General features: G+C 67.5%; 18 protein-coding genes. 16 read left to right on the forward strand and 2 right to left on the reverse strand.

Annotated elements, in window-relative coordinates; translation table 11 throughout:
- Positions 1-2: 2 nt before the first annotated feature.
- From IEV96_RS01700 to prmC, 9 genes are all read left to right on the forward strand, one after another.
- Positions 3-797 carry an LmeA family phospholipid-binding protein gene (locus IEV96_RS01700; RefSeq protein WP_188508980.1) on the forward strand — a complete coding sequence of 265 codons (795 nt, stop codon included), beginning with the start codon at positions 3-5 and terminating at the stop codon, positions 795-797.
- A 9-nt stretch (positions 798-806) separates the two neighbouring features.
- Positions 807-1,616 carry an LmeA family phospholipid-binding protein gene (locus IEV96_RS01705; protein WP_188508981.1) on the forward strand — a complete coding sequence of 270 codons (810 nt, stop codon included), beginning with the start codon at positions 807-809 and terminating at the stop codon, positions 1,614-1,616.
- Positions 1,617-1,696: 80 nt separating this feature from the next.
- The gene (gene lysA / locus IEV96_RS01710) at positions 1,697-3,109 is read left to right on the forward strand and encodes a diaminopimelate decarboxylase (protein WP_188508982.1); all 1,413 of its coding nucleotides are present in this window, start codon (positions 1,697-1,699) and stop codon (positions 3,107-3,109) included.
- Positions 3,106-4,440, forward strand: a complete 1,335-nt coding sequence (locus IEV96_RS01715; RefSeq protein ID WP_188508983.1) for a homoserine dehydrogenase — start codon at positions 3,106-3,108, stop codon at positions 4,438-4,440. Before lysA ends, IEV96_RS01715 begins: the two co-directional genes overlap by 4 nt.
- Before the next feature lie 12 nt (positions 4,441-4,452).
- The gene (gene thrC, locus IEV96_RS01720; protein WP_188511079.1) at positions 4,453-5,529 is read left to right on the forward strand and encodes a threonine synthase; all 1,077 of its coding nucleotides are present in this window, start codon (positions 4,453-4,455) and stop codon (positions 5,527-5,529) included.
- A complete protein-coding gene (gene thrB / locus IEV96_RS01725; RefSeq protein ID WP_188508984.1) occupies positions 5,526-6,479 on the forward strand; it encodes a homoserine kinase in 954 nt (317 codons plus the stop codon). The genes thrC and thrB overlap by 4 nt, the downstream gene beginning before the upstream one ends.
- Positions 6,480-6,658: 179 nt before the next feature.
- Positions 6,659-9,010, forward strand: a complete 2,352-nt coding sequence (gene rho / locus IEV96_RS01730) for a transcription termination factor Rho (RefSeq protein ID WP_188508985.1) — start codon at positions 6,659-6,661, stop codon at positions 9,008-9,010.
- A 2-nt stretch (positions 9,011-9,012) separates the two neighbouring features.
- Positions 9,013-10,095 carry a peptide chain release factor 1 gene (gene prfA, locus IEV96_RS01735; RefSeq protein ID WP_188508986.1) on the forward strand — a complete coding sequence of 361 codons (1,083 nt, stop codon included), beginning with the start codon at positions 9,013-9,015 and terminating at the stop codon, positions 10,093-10,095.
- Positions 10,096-10,127: 32 nt separating this feature from the next.
- Positions 10,128-11,021: a peptide chain release factor N(5)-glutamine methyltransferase gene (gene prmC / locus IEV96_RS01740; protein WP_188508987.1), complete on the forward strand. Its 894-nt coding sequence runs from the start codon at positions 10,128-10,130 to the stop codon at positions 11,019-11,021.
- Between the two features lie 7 nt (positions 11,022-11,028).
- On the opposite strand, the gene IEV96_RS01745 is transcribed toward prmC, so the two are convergent.
- Both IEV96_RS01745 and IEV96_RS01750 read right to left on the reverse strand, forming a co-directional pair.
- Positions 11,029-11,640, reverse strand: coding sequence for an HAD family hydrolase (locus IEV96_RS01745; protein WP_188508988.1), 612 nt, complete (start codon positions 11,638-11,640; stop codon positions 11,029-11,031).
- Positions 11,637-12,266, reverse strand: coding sequence for an HAD family hydrolase (locus IEV96_RS01750; protein ID WP_188508989.1), 630 nt, complete (start codon positions 12,264-12,266; stop codon positions 11,637-11,639). The genes IEV96_RS01745 and IEV96_RS01750 overlap by 4 nt, the downstream gene beginning before the upstream one ends.
- Before the next feature lie 64 nt (positions 12,267-12,330).
- On the opposite strand from IEV96_RS01750, the gene IEV96_RS01755 reads away from it, so the two are divergent.
- The 7 genes from IEV96_RS01755 (at position 12,331) to IEV96_RS01785 (ending at position 17,250) form a co-directional block, all read left to right on the forward strand.
- On the forward strand, positions 12,331-13,008 hold the full coding sequence (locus IEV96_RS01755; RefSeq protein WP_188508990.1) for an L-threonylcarbamoyladenylate synthase: 678 nt from the start codon (positions 12,331-12,333) through the stop codon (positions 13,006-13,008).
- The gene (locus IEV96_RS01760; protein ID WP_188508991.1) at positions 13,005-14,147 is read left to right on the forward strand and encodes an MraY family glycosyltransferase; all 1,143 of its coding nucleotides are present in this window, start codon (positions 13,005-13,007) and stop codon (positions 14,145-14,147) included. The genes IEV96_RS01755 and IEV96_RS01760 overlap by 4 nt, the downstream gene beginning before the upstream one ends.
- An 8-nt stretch (positions 14,148-14,155) precedes the next feature.
- Positions 14,156-14,602, forward strand: a complete 447-nt coding sequence (locus IEV96_RS01765) for a Cg1360 family ATP-synthase-associated protein (protein ID WP_188508992.1) — start codon at positions 14,156-14,158, stop codon at positions 14,600-14,602.
- 142 nt (positions 14,603-14,744) lie between these two features.
- On the forward strand, positions 14,745-15,560 hold the full coding sequence (gene atpB / locus IEV96_RS01770) for a F0F1 ATP synthase subunit A (protein ID WP_229732946.1): 816 nt from the start codon (positions 14,745-14,747) through the stop codon (positions 15,558-15,560).
- 86 nt (positions 15,561-15,646) lie between these two features.
- The gene (atpE, locus tag IEV96_RS01775; RefSeq protein WP_188508994.1) at positions 15,647-15,880 is read left to right on the forward strand and encodes an ATP synthase F0 subunit C; all 234 of its coding nucleotides are present in this window, start codon (positions 15,647-15,649) and stop codon (positions 15,878-15,880) included.
- Positions 15,881-15,901: 21 nt separating this feature from the next.
- Positions 15,902-16,462 carry a F0F1 ATP synthase subunit B gene (locus IEV96_RS01780; protein WP_188508995.1) on the forward strand — a complete coding sequence of 187 codons (561 nt, stop codon included), beginning with the start codon at positions 15,902-15,904 and terminating at the stop codon, positions 16,460-16,462.
- Positions 16,462-17,250 (forward strand): F0F1 ATP synthase subunit delta, encoded by a 789-nt coding sequence (locus tag IEV96_RS01785; RefSeq protein ID WP_188508996.1) that lies wholly within the window; start codon positions 16,462-16,464, stop codon positions 17,248-17,250. Before IEV96_RS01780 ends, IEV96_RS01785 begins: the two co-directional genes overlap by 1 nt.
- Positions 17,251-17,281 lie beyond the last annotated feature (31 nt).

Here is a 17,281-nt window from a genome sequence, read left to right on the forward strand (position 1 = left end):
CCATGACCGCCGCCCCCGTCCTCCCCGCCGCACCGAAGGTCCGCCGTCGCTGGATCGGCTGGGCGATCGCGGGCGGCGTGCTCCTTGTTCTGATCGTCGTCGGCCTGTTCGTGGGCGAGGCCGCCGCGCGCGCCTACGCCACCGAACGCATCCACGACGAACTGGTCACGGCGTTCGAGCTCGACGCCGATCACCCCACCGACATCGATCTCGGCGGCGGATCGCTCTTGCTGCAGGCGGCTTCGGGAACGGTGGACGGGGTGGATGTCGCGATCGACGACGTACCCCTCGGCGACCTGACCGGCGACATCACCCTCGCCGCGACGGGCGTGCCGATCGACACGACGCAGCCGGCCGAGACGATAGCCGCGACCGCGACCCTCGACGAGGACGACGTGGCCTCCCTGCGCGACTATCTCAGTGGCATCCAGCTCGATTCGATCACCCTCGGCGACGGCGTCATCGACGTGTCGGCGACCGTCCGCGCGCTGTTCCTCACGGTGCCCGTCTCGGCCGCGATCGAACCGACGGCGCAAGACGGCCAGCTCGTGTTCTCCCCGGAGTCGGTCACCGTGAACGGCTCGGTCGTGTCGGTCGACCAACTGTTGGCCGGCCCGCTCGCGAACGTCGCCTCCGGCTTCCTCGGCGCACAGACCTTCTGCGTCGCCCAGTACCTGCCCGCGGCGATCACCCTCGACGGGGTGAGCGTCAGCACCGACGAGCTCGAGCTCTCGTTCTCGGGCGAAAACGTGGCGCTGGGCGGGGCCGACCTGTCTACCAAGGGGACCTGCGGTTAGGCTCACACCATGACGGGTGACTCGGGGATCCAGTGGACATCGATCGACGCTCCCAAGAGCATCCCACCCCGGTGGCGCTGGATCGGGTTTCTCGTCGCCCTCGCCGTTGTCGGCGGCCTCGTGGCGTTCGCCCTCATCGAGGGTGACAAGATCGTGCGCGGTATCGCCTCCGACGTGGTGCGCTCGGGAGTGACGAGTGCGCTCCAGCTTCCCGAGGGCCAGGAGGTCGACGTCGAGCTGGGTGATGGGCTGTTGATCTTCCAGGCGATCACCGGGTCGATCGACTCGGTCGACGTGCGCATTCCCGGTATGCCCTTCGGAGCAGCGACCGGCACCCTCCTGCTCACCGTCGAGGGGGTCGCGCTCGACCCGGGCGCACCCGTCGACATCCTCACCGCCCGCGTCGAACTCGACTCCGACAACCTCTCGCGGTATGCCGGCAACCTCAGCTCCGTGCCGCTGAACGGCGTGACCATCGCGGGCGAAGTCGTCGGCATCGGGGCGATCCTCGCCGACCAGCAGGTCAACGTGGCGCTCGTCCCATCCGTCTCGGCCGGTACCGTCGCGTTCACGCCCGTCGCGGTGTCCGCGGCCGGGGTCGCCACCACCGTGGAGGCGGTCATGGCCAGCCCGCTCGCGTCGCTCGCGGGACCCATGCTCACCTCGAGCGGGTTCTGCGCCGCGGAGCTGTTGCCCGCCGCGCTCACGCTCACCGACGCCGCTGTGGTGGGCGAGCAGTTGGTCATCACCGCGTCGGGCAACGACGTGAGTCTCTCCGGCCTCGGCTCGAAGGGCACGTGCGAAGCGCCCGCCGCCTAGCGCTATAGGATAAAAACGGCTTCAGGGACCAATCCGGGTTCGCTCGCCTCACTCAACAGCAAATTCCGTGAGGTACATCCGTGATGAGAAATCCGCTCGCCCCGTCGTGGCTCGAGCTCCCCTCAGACGCTAACGCGCTCGACGCCTCGGTGTGGTCGCAGAACGCCGAACGCTCGGCCGACGGTGAACTGGTGATCGCCGGGGTCGCCGCGACCGAACTCGCCGACCGCTTCGGCACACCCGTCTACGTGGTCGACGAGGCCGACGTACGAACGCGGGCCCGTGGCATCCGCGAATCTTTCGATCGCGAATTCGGGCGCATCGGTTCCCGCGTGAAGGTCTACTACGCCGGCAAGGCGTTCCTCTCGACCCAGGTGGTCGCCTGGATGATCGCCGACGGCCTCAACATCGACGCCAGCAGCGGCGGCGAGCTGGCCGTCGCCCTCGCGGCGGGCGCCGACCCGGCACGGCTGGGCCTGCACGGGAACAACAAGAGCCTCGCCGAGATCGACCGCGCGGTGGGAGTCGGCATCGGCACCATCGTCATCGACAGCCTGATCGAAATAGAGAGGGTCGCGGATGCCGCGTCCCGCCACGGTCGCGTGCAGCCGGTCCGCCTGCGCGTCAACAGCGGAGTGCACGCCCACACGCACGAGTACCTCGCCACCGCCCGCGAGGACCAGAAGTTCGGCATCCCGCTCGCCGACGTCGCCGCGACGGTCGCCGTCATCCGCTCGCACGACTCGCTCGAGTTCCTCGGGCTGCACTCGCACATCGGCTCGCAGATCTTCGAGAGCGACGGGTTCGCCGAGGCGGCCCGCCGGCTCTTCGCCGTGCACGTCGAACTGCTCGCGGGCGGTCCCGTGCCCGAGCTCAACCTGGGCGGCGGCTTCGGCATCGCATACAACGGCTCGGATGTCGCGTTGCCGATCGATACCCTCGCGGCGAACCTCGCCGACAGTGTCGCGCAGCTGGCCGCCGAGTTCGGCGTGGCCGTTCCCGTGATCGCGATCGAGCCGGGGCGGTCGATCATCGGCCCGTCGACCACCACGCTGTACACCGTCGGCACGATCAAAGACGTGCTGGTCGAGGGCACGGACACCCGCAAGTACGTCTCCGTCGACGGGGGCATGAGCGACAACATCCGTCCAGCCCTCTACGGGGCCGACTACTCGGTGCGCATCGCCAACCGCACGTCCGAGAGCGAGCCGGCTCTCGTGCGCCTGGCCGGCAAGCACTGCGAGAGCGGCGACATCGTCGTACACGCCGACTACCTGCCCGGCGACGTGCGGCCCGGCGACCTCGTCGGCGTCCCCGCCACGGGCGCGTACGGCTGGGCGATGGCGAGCAACTACAACTACCTCGCCAGGCCGCCGGTCGTCGCCGTGCGCGACGGCGAGGCGCGCATCATCGTCCGCGGCGAGACCGAAGACGATCTCCTCAGCCGCGACGCCGGACTAGAACCCGTGTCTATTAAGGACCAGAACAAATGATCGAGTACCGCAACCTCCGAGTCGCCCTGCTGGGCGGCGGCAGCGTGGGTGCCCAGGTGGCCGCCCTCCTCCTCGAGCACGGCGAAGAACTGGCCAACCGTTCGGGTGCGGGCCTCGAGCTCGTCGGTGTCGCCGTGCGCGACCTCGACGCCGAGCGCACCCCGGCCATCCCCGCGCACCTGCTGACGACCGACGCCGAGAGCCTGATCCTCGGCGCCGACATCGTGGTCGAGTTGATGGGCGGACTCGAGCCGGCGCGCTCCTACATCCTGCAGGCCATCAACTCGGGCGCCGACGTCATCACCGCCAACAAGGCGCTGCTCGCCACGCACGGCCCCGAGCTGTTCGAGGCGGCCGAGCAGGTCGGCGCCCAGCTCTACTACGAGGCGGCCGTCGGCGGCGCGATCCCCATCATCCGGCCGCTGCGCGACAGCCTCGCCGGCGACCGGGTCACGCGCATCCTCGGCATCGTCAACGGAACGACCAACTTCATCCTCGACCGCATGGACGTCAACGGCGACACCCTCGAGAACGCTCTCGCCGTCGCCACCGAGCTGGGCTACGCCGAGGCCGACCCGACCGCCGACATCGGCGGCTACGACGCGGCCCAGAAGGCGGCGATCCTCGCGAGCCTCGCCTTCCACACCACCGTCCCGCTCGAGTCGGTGCACCGCGAGGGCATCACCGAGGTCACCGCCGGGCAGGTCGACGCGGCCCGCAAGGCCGGTTTTGTCGTGAAGCTGCTCGCCATCTGCGAGCGCATCGCTATCGTCGACGCCGACGGCGCCGAGACGGGGGAGTACGGAGTGTCCGCGCGTGTGCACCCGGCCCTGATACCCGCGGCGCATCCGCTCGCCGCCGTCCACGGCGCGAACAACGCCGTCTTCGTGCAGGCCGAGGCCGCGGGCAGCCTCATGTTCTACGGCGCGGGAGCCGGCGGCCTCGAGACCGCCTCGGCCGTGCTCGGCGACCTCGTCTCCGCGGCGCGGCGCCACGTCATCGGCGGACCGGGCATCGCCGAGTCGACGCACGCGACCATCGAGGTGCTGCCGATGTCGAGCGTGCGCACCCGCTATCAGATCACCCTCACCGTGGTCGACCAGCCGGGCGTGCTGGCCACGATCGCGAGCCTGTTCAGCGAGCACGGCGTGTCCGTCGAAGCGGTGTCACAATCGGTAAGCGACGGTACGACCGGGTCGCTGCCCACCGCTACCCTTGTAATCGTCACCCACGAAGCCACCGAGTCGTCGCTCGCATCAACAGTCGCGGCGCTCGGCAGCAACGACGCCGTGAGTGCCGTGGATTCCGTTCTGAGAGTTGAGGGCCTGTAAGTGTCAAACATCGTGAGCCGGCAGTGGCGCGGAGTTCTTAACGAATACCGCGACCGACTCGACATTTCCGACGCGACTCCCGTCGTCACCCTCGGCGAGGGCGGCACCCCGCTCATCGCGGCACCCGCCCTGTCCGCCCGCACCGGCGCGAACGTCTGGGTCAAGTACGAGGGCATGAACCCCACCGGGTCGTTCAAAGACCGCGGCATGACCATGGCCATCTCGAAGGCGGTCGAGCACGGCGCCAAAGCCGTCATCTGCGCCTCGACCGGCAACACCTCGGCCTCTGCCGCCGCCTACGCGACGCACGCGGGCATCAAGGCCGTCGTGCTCGTGCCCGAGGGCAAGATCGCGATGGGCAAGCTCAGCCAGGCCATCGCCCACCACGCCGAACTGCTGCAGGTCCAGGGCAACTTCGACGACTGCCTCGACATCGCGCGCGACCTCTCGGCGAACTACCCCGTGCACCTCGTGAACTCGGTGAACCCCGACCGCATCAACGGCCAGAAGACCGCGGCGTACGAGGTCGTCGAGGTTCTCGGCGACGCGCCCGACATCCACATCCTCCCCGTCGGCAACGCCGGCAACTACACCGCCTACTCGCGCGGCTACACCGAAGAGCTCGAGCGCGGCGCCACCACCAAGCTTCCGCGCATGTTCGGCTTCCAGGCCGCGGGCTCCGCACCCATCGTGCTCGGCCACGTCGTGAAGCACCCCGAGACCATCGCGAGCGCCATCCGCATCGGAAACCCCGCCTCGTGGGAGCTCGCCATCGCGGCGCGCGAAGCGACCGACGGCTACTTCGGCGCGATCGACGACGAGAAGATCCTCGAGGCCTACCGCATCCTCGCGGGCGAGGTCGGCATCTTCGTCGAACCCGCTTCGGCGATCAGCGTCGCCGGCCTGCTCGAGCGATCCGACGCCGGCCAGATCCCGAAGGGTTCCACCGTGGTGCTGACGGTCACCGGCCACGGGCTCAAAGACCCGCAGTGGGCGCTGAAGACCGCGACCGGCGACGAGATCACGCCCACGGTCGTGCCCGTCGACACGTCGGCCATCGCCGAGGTGCTCGGACTGAGCAAGGCATGAGCCTCCAGCCCGCGCCCGACCTGGCCGGTCGCTCGGTCACGGTGAAGGTGCCCGCGACGACGGCGAACCTCGGCCCAGGCTTCGACACGCTCGGACTCGCACTCTCGCTCTACGACGAGCTGCACGTCAGCGTGCGCGACGAGCCGGGCGTCTACGTCGACGTGCACGGTGTCGGCGCGGGCGACGTGCCGACCGACGAGTCCAACCTCGTCGTCACCGCGATCGCGCACACCTTCACCTCGTACGGGTTCGAATTGCCGAACCTGCACCTCGAGGCGCACAACGTCATCCCGCACGGGCGTGGGCTCGGATCATCCGGTGCCGCGATCGTCTCGGGCATCATGGCGGCGAAGGGTCTCCTCGAGGGCATCGTCGACATCGACTCGGTCGGCCTGCTGCGCCTCGCCACCGAGATGGAGGGGCACCCCGACAACGTCGCCCCCGCCCTCTTCGGCGGTCTCACCATCGCCTGGGTCACGCCCGAGGGCCCGCAGCACAAGAAGCTCATCGTGCACCGCGGCGTCTCGCCGCTGGTCTGCGTTCCCGAGTCCACCATGTCGACCGCCCTGGCCCGCAGCCTGCAGCCGTCGTCGGTGCCGCACGAAGACGCCATCTTCAACGTGTCGCGCTCCGCCCTGCTCATCGCGGCGCTCATCCAGAGCCCCGAGCTGCTGCTCGCCGCCACCGAAGACAAGCTGCACCAGAGCTATCGGGCGAGCGCCATGCCCGAGACCGACAGCCTCATCCAGGTGCTACGAAAGAACGGCCTCGCTGCCGTCGTCTCCGGCGCCGGTCCGTCGTTGCTCGTGCTCTGCAGCGACCCCGCGCAGCGGCTTCTCGCCGCGCAATTGGTGACCGAAAACGCCGCAACGCCGTGGCAGTCGCTCATGCTGGCCGTGGACTTCAAAGGTGCTACAGTGATTTCGCACCCGGTAAAAGCAGTGGCCTAGCCACAGCTACTCCGCACCATTCGGAACAACAGGACTGCTCGACAGTCCTGGCACCGCCCGGTGTGCACTCTCACCCGCATCGCCCAAGTAGATTCCTGTGCAGCCGCACAGACACGGGGCGACAAGATCACCTCTCCGCCGCGTATCTGAATTCTCGGCCGGGGAAAGGAACCCCCCTAGTGACTGATGTCAACGTCCGCCCATCGAGCGCGGACTCCAACCCGAACCTGAGCACCCTCCGACTCCCCGAACTGCAGGCACTCGCTGCCGAGCTGGGTCTGAGCGGCGCCTCCAAGCTGCGTAAGGGAGAACTCGTGAACGCCATCAACGAGATCCAGAACAAGTCGGATGCGGCCCCCGCCGCCCCCGCCACCGATGCGCCCGCCGCCGTCGAGCCCGCTGAAGCGCCCGTCGCCGCCGCGCCCGTCGAAGCGCCCGTCGCCGCCACGCCCGTCGCCAAGAAGCGCGTCTCGCGTCGCGCCACCACGGCCGACGCGGAGGCCATCGCCGCCGCGGCAGCCGCCGCCGCGATCGCCGTGACCGAGTCGGCCACCGCAGCCGCCGAGAGCATCGTCGAGGCGACCCCCGTCGCCGAGATCACCGACGAGGGCCCCCGTTCGGCTCGCGCCCACGTGAACCAGGCCGAGTCCGGTCTGGACCTCGGCCTCGACGCCGACCGTCCGCCCCTCCAGCGTGCACAGCGTGCCGTGCGCGAACCGCAGACCCGCGAGCCGCGCCAGCGCCGCCAGGGCGGCCGCGCGGGAGCCGACGCCCAGTCGAGCAAGCCCACCGACGCCGAGAAGGCCGAGGCGCTCAACTCCATCGAGCTGCCCGTCGCCGAGTCGCCGGCCCAGAACTCGAACGGCCAGAACAACAACGGCCAGAGCAACAACGCCCAGAACAACGCCCAGACCGAGGGTGCCGACGCCCAGGAGAACGGCGAGCAGAACCAGAACGAGCCGCGCGAAGGCGGCTCCAGCCGCGGACGCAACCGCAACCGTCGCGACCGCCAGCAGGCGAGCCGCGAGCAGGGTGACCGCCAGCAGGGTGGACGCGAGCAGGGCGACCAGGGCGGCCGCGACCAGGCCGACGCGCAGCAGGGCGAACCCCGCCAGGGCCGCGAACCGCGTCAGCAGGGCGAGGCCCGCCAGCAGAACGATCGCCAGCAGAACGAGCCGCGTCAGCAGAACGACCGCCAGCAGAACGAGCGCCAGAACGACGGCGGCCAGCAGCGCAACAACGGCCGCGGTGCGGCGGGCGACGACCGCCTGCCCCTCGACGACGAGTCGGAGCGCGGCGGACGCAACCGTTACCGCGACCGCAAGCGCGGACGCGGCCCGGTCGGCGACGACTTCGAGCCCGAGATCACCGAAGACGACGTGCTCATCCCCGTCGCCGGCATCCTCGACGTTCTCGACAACTACGCATTCGTGCGCACGTCCGGCTACCTGCCGGGCAACAACGATGTCTACGTCTCGCTCGGCCAGGTCAAGAAGTACAACCTGCGCAAGGGTGACGCCGTCGTCGGCTCGATCCGCCAGCCCCGCGAGGGCGACCAGGGCCAGGGCCGCCAGAAGTACAACGCGATCGTGAAGATCGACTCGATCAACGGCCTGTCGATCGAGGAAGCCGCGAACCGCGTCGAATTCGGAAAGCTCACGCCGCTGTACCCGCAGGAGCGTCTGCGCCTCGAGACCGAGTCGGCCAAACTGTCGACCCGCATCATCGACCTCGTCGCCCCGATCGGCAAGGGCCAGCGCGGACTCATCGTCTCGCCGCCCAAGGCCGGCAAGACCCTCGTGCTCCAGGCGATCGCCAACGCCATCGCGAAGAACAACCCCGAGGTCCACCTCATGGTCGTTCTGGTCGACGAGCGTCCCGAAGAAGTCACAGACATGCAGCGCACGGTCAAGGGCGAGGTCATTGCCTCGACGTTCGACCGTCCCGCCGAAGACCACACCACGGTCGCCGAGCTGGCCATCGAGCGCGCCAAGCGTCTCGTCGAGCTCGGCCACGACGTCGTTGTGCTGCTCGACTCGATCACCCGGCTCGGACGCGCCTACAACCTCACCGCCCCGGCATCCGGTCGCATCCTCTCCGGCGGTGTCGACTCGGCCGCCCTGTACCCGCCGAAGCGCTTCTTCGGAGCCGCCCGCAACATCGAAGAGGGTGGCTCGCTCACCATCATCGCGACGGCTCTCGTCGAGACCGGCAGCAAGATGGACGAGGTCATCTTCGAGGAGTTCAAGGGCACCGGCAACATGGAGCTGCGTCTCTCGCGCCAGCTTGCCGACAAGCGCATCTTCCCGGCCGTCGACATCAACGCCTCCGGCACCCGCCGCGAGGAGATGCTGCTCGGCTCCGACGAGGTCAAGGTCACCTGGAAGCTGCGTCGCGCCCTCGCCGGCCTCGACCAGCAGCAGGCGCTCGAGATCGTTCTCGGCAAGCTTCGCGAAACGCAGTCGAACGTCGAGTTCCTCATGCAGATCCAGAAGTCGCTGCCGAGCGCGTCGAGCTCCAAGGAAGACTAATCGTGTTCGAGTCAGTACAGAGTCTGCTGGCCGAGCACGAGTCGCTTCAGGAACAGCTGGCTGATCCGGAACTGCACTCGAATCCGGCACGCAGCAAGAAGGTCAACCGTCGCTACGCGGAGCTCAGCCGTATCGTCGCCGCGTACCACGAGTGGCGTCAGCTGACCGACGACCTCGAGGCCGCGACCGAGATGGCCGCGGAGGACGAGTCGTTCGCCGCTGAGATCCCCGGGATGACCGAGACGCTGGCGACCGCGGAGGAGACGCTGCGGCGCCTGCTCATCCCGCGCGACCCCAACGACGGCCGCGACATCATCATGGAGATCAAGATGGGGGAGGGCGGTGCCGAATCGGCGCTGTTCGCTGCCGACCTGCTGCGCATGTACCTGCACTACGCCGAGTCGAAGAAGTGGAAGACGGAGATCATCACGTCGACCCAGAGCGATCTGGGCGGTTACAAAGACGTGCAGCTCGCCATCAAGGGTTCCTCCACCGACCCCGCCGAGGGTGTCTGGGCGCACCTCAAGTACGAGGGCGGCGTGCATCGCGTTCAGCGGGTGCCGGCGACCGAGTCCCAGGGACGCATCCACACCTCGGCGGCGGGCGTGCTCGTCTTCCCCGAAGTGGACGAGCCCGAAGAGGTCGAGATCAACCAGAACGACCTCAAGATCGACGTCTACCGTTCGAGCGGCCCCGGCGGCCAGTCGGTCAACACGACGGACTCCGCCGTACGCATCACCCACCTTCCCACCGGAATCGTGGTGGCGATGCAGAACGAGAAGTCGCAGCTGCAGAACCGTGAGGCCGGCATGCGCGTTCTGCGCGCACGCATCCTCGCGCGCTACCAGGAGGAGGCGGACGCCGAGGCGTCGGTCTTCCGCAAGAGCCAGATCCGCACCATGGACCGCTCCGAGCGCATCCGCACCTACAACTTCCCCGAGAACCGCATCGCCGACCACCGCACCGGCTACAAGGCCTACAACCTGGACGCCGTGATGAACGGCGCCCTCGAGCCGGTCATCCAGTCGTGCATCGCGTCGGACGAGGAATCGCAGCTCGCCGACATCGGCACCGACGCAGATTGAGCAGGTCGCTCGGCGACCGTATCGACATCCGAATGACATCGACTTCAACCGTGCGGACGGCGCTCGAGGGCGCCGTCTCGCAGTTGACCCGGGCGGGCGTGCCGAACCCCCGCGTCGACGCGGAGTTGCTCGTCGGGCACGTGCTCGACCTCAACCGCGGGCAGGTGCAGTCGAAGGCGATTACGGATGCCGTGCTCGCCGAGGCGGACGCCTCGCGCATCGCAGAACTCGTCGAGCGACGCGCGGCTCGCGAACCCCTGCAGCACATCACCGGACGCGCCCCCTTCCGGCAGCTCAACCTCGCGGTCGGACCGGGGGTCTTCGTGCCGCGGCCGGAGACCGAGCAGGTCGTACAGTTCGCGATCGATGCCCTGCGCGCCGCTTCGGTCCCTGAGCCTGTCGAAGGGCCGGTCGAGGGGCCCATCGGCGTCGACCTCGGCACCGGGAGCGGCGCCATCGCGCTCGCCATGGCCACCGAGGTCCCGCACGCGCGCGTCTACGGGGTCGAGGTCTCGCCGCTCGCCTTCGTCTGGACGAAGCAGAACTTCCGCGAGAGCGGCGCCACCAATGCCACCCCGATTTTCACCGACCTCGCCGTCGCCCTGCCCGAGCTGAACGGCACCGTCTCCGTCGTCATCTCGAATCCGCCGTACATCCCGCGCGCGGCGATCCCGCGCGACCCCGAGGTGCGCCTGTTCGACCCCGAGATCGCGCTCTACGGCGGCGACGACGGACTCGACGTCGTACGCCAGGTCTCCGCGACCGGCCTGCGCCTGCTGCACAGCGGGGGAACGCTCGTTATGGAGCACGGCGAACTGCAGGCCGCCGAGATCGCAGCTCTGCTGCGGGCCGACGGCTGGCTCGCCGTCGCCAGCCACCCCGACCTGCTCGGCCGCGACCGCGCGACGACGGCGCTTCGCCCGTAACCCCGCGCTATCGCGCTGCGGCGAACTCCTCGATCGCGACCCGCATCGCGGCGGCGGTCGAATACAGGTGCGCCGTGATGCCGACGCTCGCGGCACCCGCCACGTTTTCCGGCATGTCGTCGGCGAAGAACGCGCTCTCCGGCGCCGCCCCGTATGCCGCGAGCACCCGTGTGAGCACCAGCGGGTCGGGTTTGCGGGCACCGTAGTCGCTCGACGTCAGCAGGTGCTCGCCGAATACCTCCACGAGTTCCGGCGCGAGCGTCGGCAGATGCCGGGCCGTGAGCGAGCCGTTGTTGGTGAGCAGCGTGACGGTGCCGAGCTCGGCGGCCCGGCGCACCGCGTCGATGGCCTCCGGACGCGCCGTCATCGCCGCGCCGCGCACGCGCACCCATTCCGCCTCGTCGACGGGGGCCTCGAGCGCGAACTCGAGGGCCGCGAGGTAGTCCGACCCCGTCGCATACCCGCCCGCTTCGGCGGCCCATTCGCCCTCGGCCGTCCACCAGCGTCGTCGCAACTCGTCGAGCGAGTGCCCCGTCATGCGGGTCATGCCCGCCATGCGGGCGCGCCAGTCGTAGTCGTAGAGCACGTCGTCCATGTCGAAGATGAAGAGCAGGGTCACGCCGGTCTGCCAGCCGAGAGAACGCGGTTCGAGAACGCGGTGATCGCGTCATCCAACAGGTCTGGAGTCGTGAAGTGGTGGGTGTAGATGCCCAGCTCGGCCGCGGCATCGACGTTCTCGGCCGAGTCGTCGGTGAAGAACGTGTTTTCCGGGCGTGCGCCGTAGCGCTGCATGGCGAGGTAGTAGATGTCGTCGTGAGGCTTGCGAACGCCGAGTTCCGCGCTCACGAGCAGATTGTCGCCGAGAACGGATGCCACGTCGGGAGCCATCAGCGGAAGGGCGGCCTGAAACACCGACGGGTTGTTCGACAGCAGCGAGGCCGTACCGAGCGAAGCCGCGCGACGGAGGGCCGCGACGCTGCCGTCAATGCGGGTCATCGCGAGGCTGCGCGCATCCGCCCACTGTTCGAGCGTCAGCTCGGCACCCGTCACGCGGGCGAACTCGGCCAGGTATTCCTCGGCAGTCGGCCACTCGCCCGACTCGGCGCGGCGCTCGTTGCCGGCCGCCCACCAGGTGCTGGCGAGGTGGTACTGGCTCACTCCGCCGAGGCGAGCGAGCTCGGGCAGGCGCTTTCGGAAGTCATAGGCGTACAGGGTCTTGTCGAAGTCAAAGAGGTAGAGGTCCACGTTGCCTCCACGGTACTCCGGATGTCAGGAATCACCGACCGGCTGCCGGTATCATGAACGTGACATGGCCTCCCTCTACGATTGCTCGGTTGAAACAGAGCTGCTCACCGGCATGCGGCTCGCTCGATCGGCCATCGGCAAGGGCGAGCTCGTGGTGCTGCCCACCGACACCGTCTACGGGGTCGCGGCCGACGCGTTCAACCCCAAGGCCGTCACCCGGCTGCTCGAGGCCAAGGGCCGCGGTCGCCAGTCGCCGCCTCCCGTGCTCATCCCGGGGATACCCACCCTCGATGCCCTTGCCGAGACCGTTCCCGACGAGGTGCGCGCCCTGGTCGCCGCCTTCTGGCCCGGGGGACTCACCGTCATTCTGCCCGCACGATCGTCGCTCAACTGGGACCTCGGCGACACCAACGGCACGGTAGCCCTGCGCATGCCGTCGAACCGGGTCGTGCTCGAGATCCTCTCCGAGACGGGGCCGCTCGCCGTCTCGAGCGCCAACCTCACCGGGGAGCCGGCCGCGATGACGGCGCACGAGGCGCAGCGGATGCTCGGAGACAGCGTCTCGGTCTATCTCGATGACGGTGAGGCCGGCAGCGACTATCCCGACGCGTCGGCGGCCACGGGGTCGACCATCGTCGACGCGACCGGACTGCTGCTGCCCGACGGCAAGCTGCGCATCGTGCGCAACGGCGTGATCTCGGACGAGGCGATCCGCGACATCGTCGGGGAGCGCTGCGCATGATCTCCTACGTGCTGGTCACGGCGATCTCTGCCCTCATTACCTTTGTGCTCGCCTTTCTCATTCTCAAGCTGAGCCACCGCTACCGGCTGTACCCGAAGGTGCGCGAGCGCGACGTGCACACCAGGCCGACTCCGCGACTCGGCGGCATCGCCATGTTCTTCGGCATGGTCGTGGCGTTGGTGATCGCCTCCCAGCTGCCCAGCATGACCCTCATCTTCTCGGAACCGCTGAAGGTGTGGGGGCTGTTTTTCGCCGCGCTCATCATCGTGCTGATCGGTGTCGCCGATGACGTCTGGGATCTCGACTGGATGACGAAGCTCGCTGGACAGATCATCGCCGGCGGTGTGCTCGCGTGGTCGGGCATCCAGATCTACACGCTGCCGATCTTCGGGGGAGTCACCGTGCTCTCGCCCACGATGTCGCTGGTGCTGACCGTCCTCGCGGTCGTCCTCGTGATGAACGCCATCAACTTCATCGACGGCCTCGACGGCCTGGTCGCCGGCGTCGCGCTCATCGCCAACGGTGTGTTCTTCATCTACAGCTACATCCTCGCGGTCAACACGAGCCAGTCCGAGTACTTCAACCTGGCGTCGCTCATCACCGCGGCGCTCATCGGCGCGTGCATCGGGTTCCTGCCGCTGAACTTCCACCCGGCCAAACTGTTCATGGGCGACGCCGGCGCGCTGCTCGTCGGCCTGTTGATGGCGGCCTCGGCGATTTCGGTCACCGGCAATGTCGACCCCGGGAGTCTGGGCGGACGCCAGTTGCTTCCGGCCTTCATCCCGATCCTGCTGCCCGCCGCCGTTCTCACCCTGCCGCTGCTCGACTTCGCGCTCGCGATCGTCCGTCGCCTGCTCGCCGGAAAGTCGCCCTTCACCGCCGACCGCAAGCACTTGCACCACCGCCTCATGGACATAGGCCACTCGCACCTGCAGTCGGTACTGCTGTTCTACAGCTGGACCGCGGTCGTGGCCGTCGGCTGCCTGTCGTTCATGTTCGTGCCCTGGTACGGATCGACGATCTTCATCGGTGTGGGCTTCGTGGTCTGCACATTCCTCACTCTCGGTCCGCTACGCAGGCGCACACCGTTCCGACGCGAAGCAGAAGCCGCCTCAGAGACGAAAGGGCTCCCGCTGTGAATAGCGCAATGCCGATTCTGAAAAACACGATCCTGTTCGGTGGCCTGCTGGCCATCGCGATCGCGGTGATCGGCTCGATCATCGGCTTCCTCGTCGACGGAAGCGTCGGCCTCGTGAGCGCGCTCATCGGCGCGGCGATGGCGTTCGTCTTCCTCGGGGTCACGGCAGGCAGCATCCTGCTCGCCAACCGCATCGCGAATTCCGACTTCCTGAACCCGCTCTTCTTCATCACGGTGCTCGGCGGCTGGCTTCTCAAGTTCGCTGTCTTCCTCGTTCTGCTCTTCGTGCTCAAGGACCAGCTGTGGATCAACAACGTCGTGCTGCTCCTCACGGTGATCGTGGGTGTCGTCGGCAGTCTGGTGGTCGACGTGGTGGTCATCGCCCGCTCAAGGCAGCCCTACGTCGACGTAGAACTGCCCGGCGCCGGACCCTCGTCCGAGGGTGAGAACGCGTAATTCGCCCCTAGTAATAGAGAACGCCCTCGGATTCGTTTCGACCGCGTTCTATTGATAGGGTTTCCTAAGTACAAAACCCCCACCTTCCATCGCCGTGTTTTGCACGTCCCCGATTCTGGAGTTAGCGCTGTTGCATCTCGCTTTGACCCCGCTACTTCCCTTCGCCGCTGACGACGAGCACGGTGAAGGGGCATTCCACGCCCCATCGATCAACGAGTTCTTCCCCGACGCGATCTTCTTCGCCGACACCCCGTTCGAGATGAACCGCATCGTGCTGATCCGGTTCCTCGCGGTCATCGCGATCGTGCTGATCTTCTGGCTCGGCACCCGCCGCATGAAGCTCATCCCGGGTCGCTTCCAGGGTGCGGTCGAGATGGGTCTCGACCTCGTGCGCGTCAACATCGCAGAAGACCTGCTGGGCAAAAAAGACGGCGCCCGCTTCCTGCCGATCCTGACGACCATCTTCTTTATGGTGATCGTGATGAACTTCACGGGCATCATCCCGCTGCTGAATATCGCCGGCACCTCGGTGATCGGTGTGCCTCTCGTGCTCGCGCTCGTGGCCTACGTCACGTTCATCTACGCCGGCGTCAAGAAGCACCCGGGCAACTTCTTCAAGAACTCGCTCTTCCCGCCCGGAGTCCCGAAGGGGCTCTACCTCATCGTCACGCCGATCGAGTTCTTCTCGACGTTCATCCTCCGCCCGATCACGCTCACGCTGCGACTGCTGATGAACATGATCGTCGGCCACCTGCTGCTCGTCCTGTTCTTCGCCGCCACGCACTTCTTCTTCTTCGGCGACGGAAACACCGGCTTCTTCGGACTGTTCGGAATCGGCACCCTCGCCTTCGGCATCGTCTTCACGTTCTTCGAGATCCTCGTCGCCGTGCTGCAGGCATACGTCTTCACCCTGCTCACCGCCGTCTACCTCCAGCTCGCGCTGGCAGACGAGCACTAAGCGTTTTTTACCCCCCCCCCCCCTCAGACCAACGCACTAACGGTTCGGGCACAAGCCCGGGTCGACATCACGGAAGGAACCACAACGTGGACGCAACATCCATCGTCGCTGAGCTCAACGGAAACATCGCAACCGTCGGTTACGGCCTCGCAGCCATCGGCCCGGCAATCGGTGTAGGCATCGTCGTCGGAAAGACGATCGAGTCGGTCGCCCGCCAGCCCGAACTCCAGGGTCGCCTCACGGTGCTCATGTACATCGGTATCGCCTTCACCGAGGCGCTCGCCTTCATCGGTATCGCCACGTACTTCATCTTCCAGTAACCGATCCTGCTAGGGACCCAAATGCTTAACGCATTCATAACTGCGGCGACCGAGGAGGTCGAGCAGAAAAACCCGTTGATCCCCGAGATCTACGACATCGTCTGGTCGATCGTTCCTTTCGTGATCATCCTCTTCCTGTTCTGGAAGATCGTTCTCCCCGCAATGCGGAAGACGTTGGATGCCCGCGCCGAGCTCATCGAGGGCGGCATCAAGAAGGCCGAAAACGCGCAGGCTGAAGCCGACGCGGCTCTCGAGGAATACAAGAAGCAGCTGGCCGAGGCTCGCGCCGAAGCCGCTCGTATCCGCGAACAGGCCCGTCTCGACGGCACCGCGATCATCAACGAGCTCAAAGAGCAGGCGACCGTCGAGGCAGCTCGCGTCACCGCCAGCGCCAAGGCCCAGATCGAGGCGGAGCGCCAGGGCGCCATCATCTCGCTGCGTGCCGAGGTCGGCTCGCTCGCTATCGACCTCGCCTCCGGCGTTATCGGTGAGAGCCTGAGCGACGACAAGAAGGCCTCGGCCGTCGTCGACCGGTTCCTCGCCGAGCTGGAAGCCTCCGAGAAGGCCAAGGCAGACAAGTAATGGGTTCGGCAACGAGAGAAGCACTCTCCACCTCGCGTTCGGCTCTCGCCGAACTCGGTGGCAAGGCGACACTGGCGACGGGCGAACAACTGCTCGCCGCCGGTCGTGTGCTCGGCACCTCCTTCCAGCTGCGTGCGGCTCTCGCTGACCCGTCTGGTGACAACGCCGCCAAGCTGTCGATCGTGAACGCGGTCTTCGCATCGATCGACCCGACCGCTCGCGAGCTGCTCGCCGTGATCGTGTCGAACGCGTGGTCGACAGAAGACGACCTGCTCGCGGGCGTCGAAGAGATCGGCATTCGCGTTCTCGCGAAGTCCGACCCGTCGGCGAACATCGGAGAAGAACTGTTCTCCTTCGGGGAGGCCGTCGGCTCGGACTCCGAGCTGGAACTCGCCGTCGGCAGCAAGCTCGGTTCCGACGAGGCGAAGGCGGCGCTCATCGAGCGTCTTCTCGGCTCGAAGGCGAGCAAGCAGACCGTCGCGATTGTCTCGCAGCTCGTGCAGCAGCCTCGCGGCCGCCGCATCGCCGAGCTGCTCAAGTTCGCCGCGACGGTCGTCGCCGACGAGGCCGACCTCGCGGTCGCCACCGTCACGACGGCAGCGGCGATCACGCCTGAGCAGCTCACGCGACTCACGGCCGCCCTCTCGGCAAGCTACGGACGCGGACTGCGCATCAACCACGTGATCGACCCGACGCTCGTCGGCGGGGTTCGCGTGCAGCTGGGTGACGAGATCATCGACGGCAGCGTCGCATCCAGGCTCAACGAACTCAGGCTCCAGCTCGCCTAGCGGCGGCTGCACAGACTTTCCACCAGAAGAG

Source organism: Conyzicola nivalis (genome assembly GCF_014639655.1).
Taxonomy (GTDB): domain Bacteria; phylum Actinomycetota; class Actinomycetes; order Actinomycetales; family Microbacteriaceae; genus Conyzicola; species Conyzicola nivalis.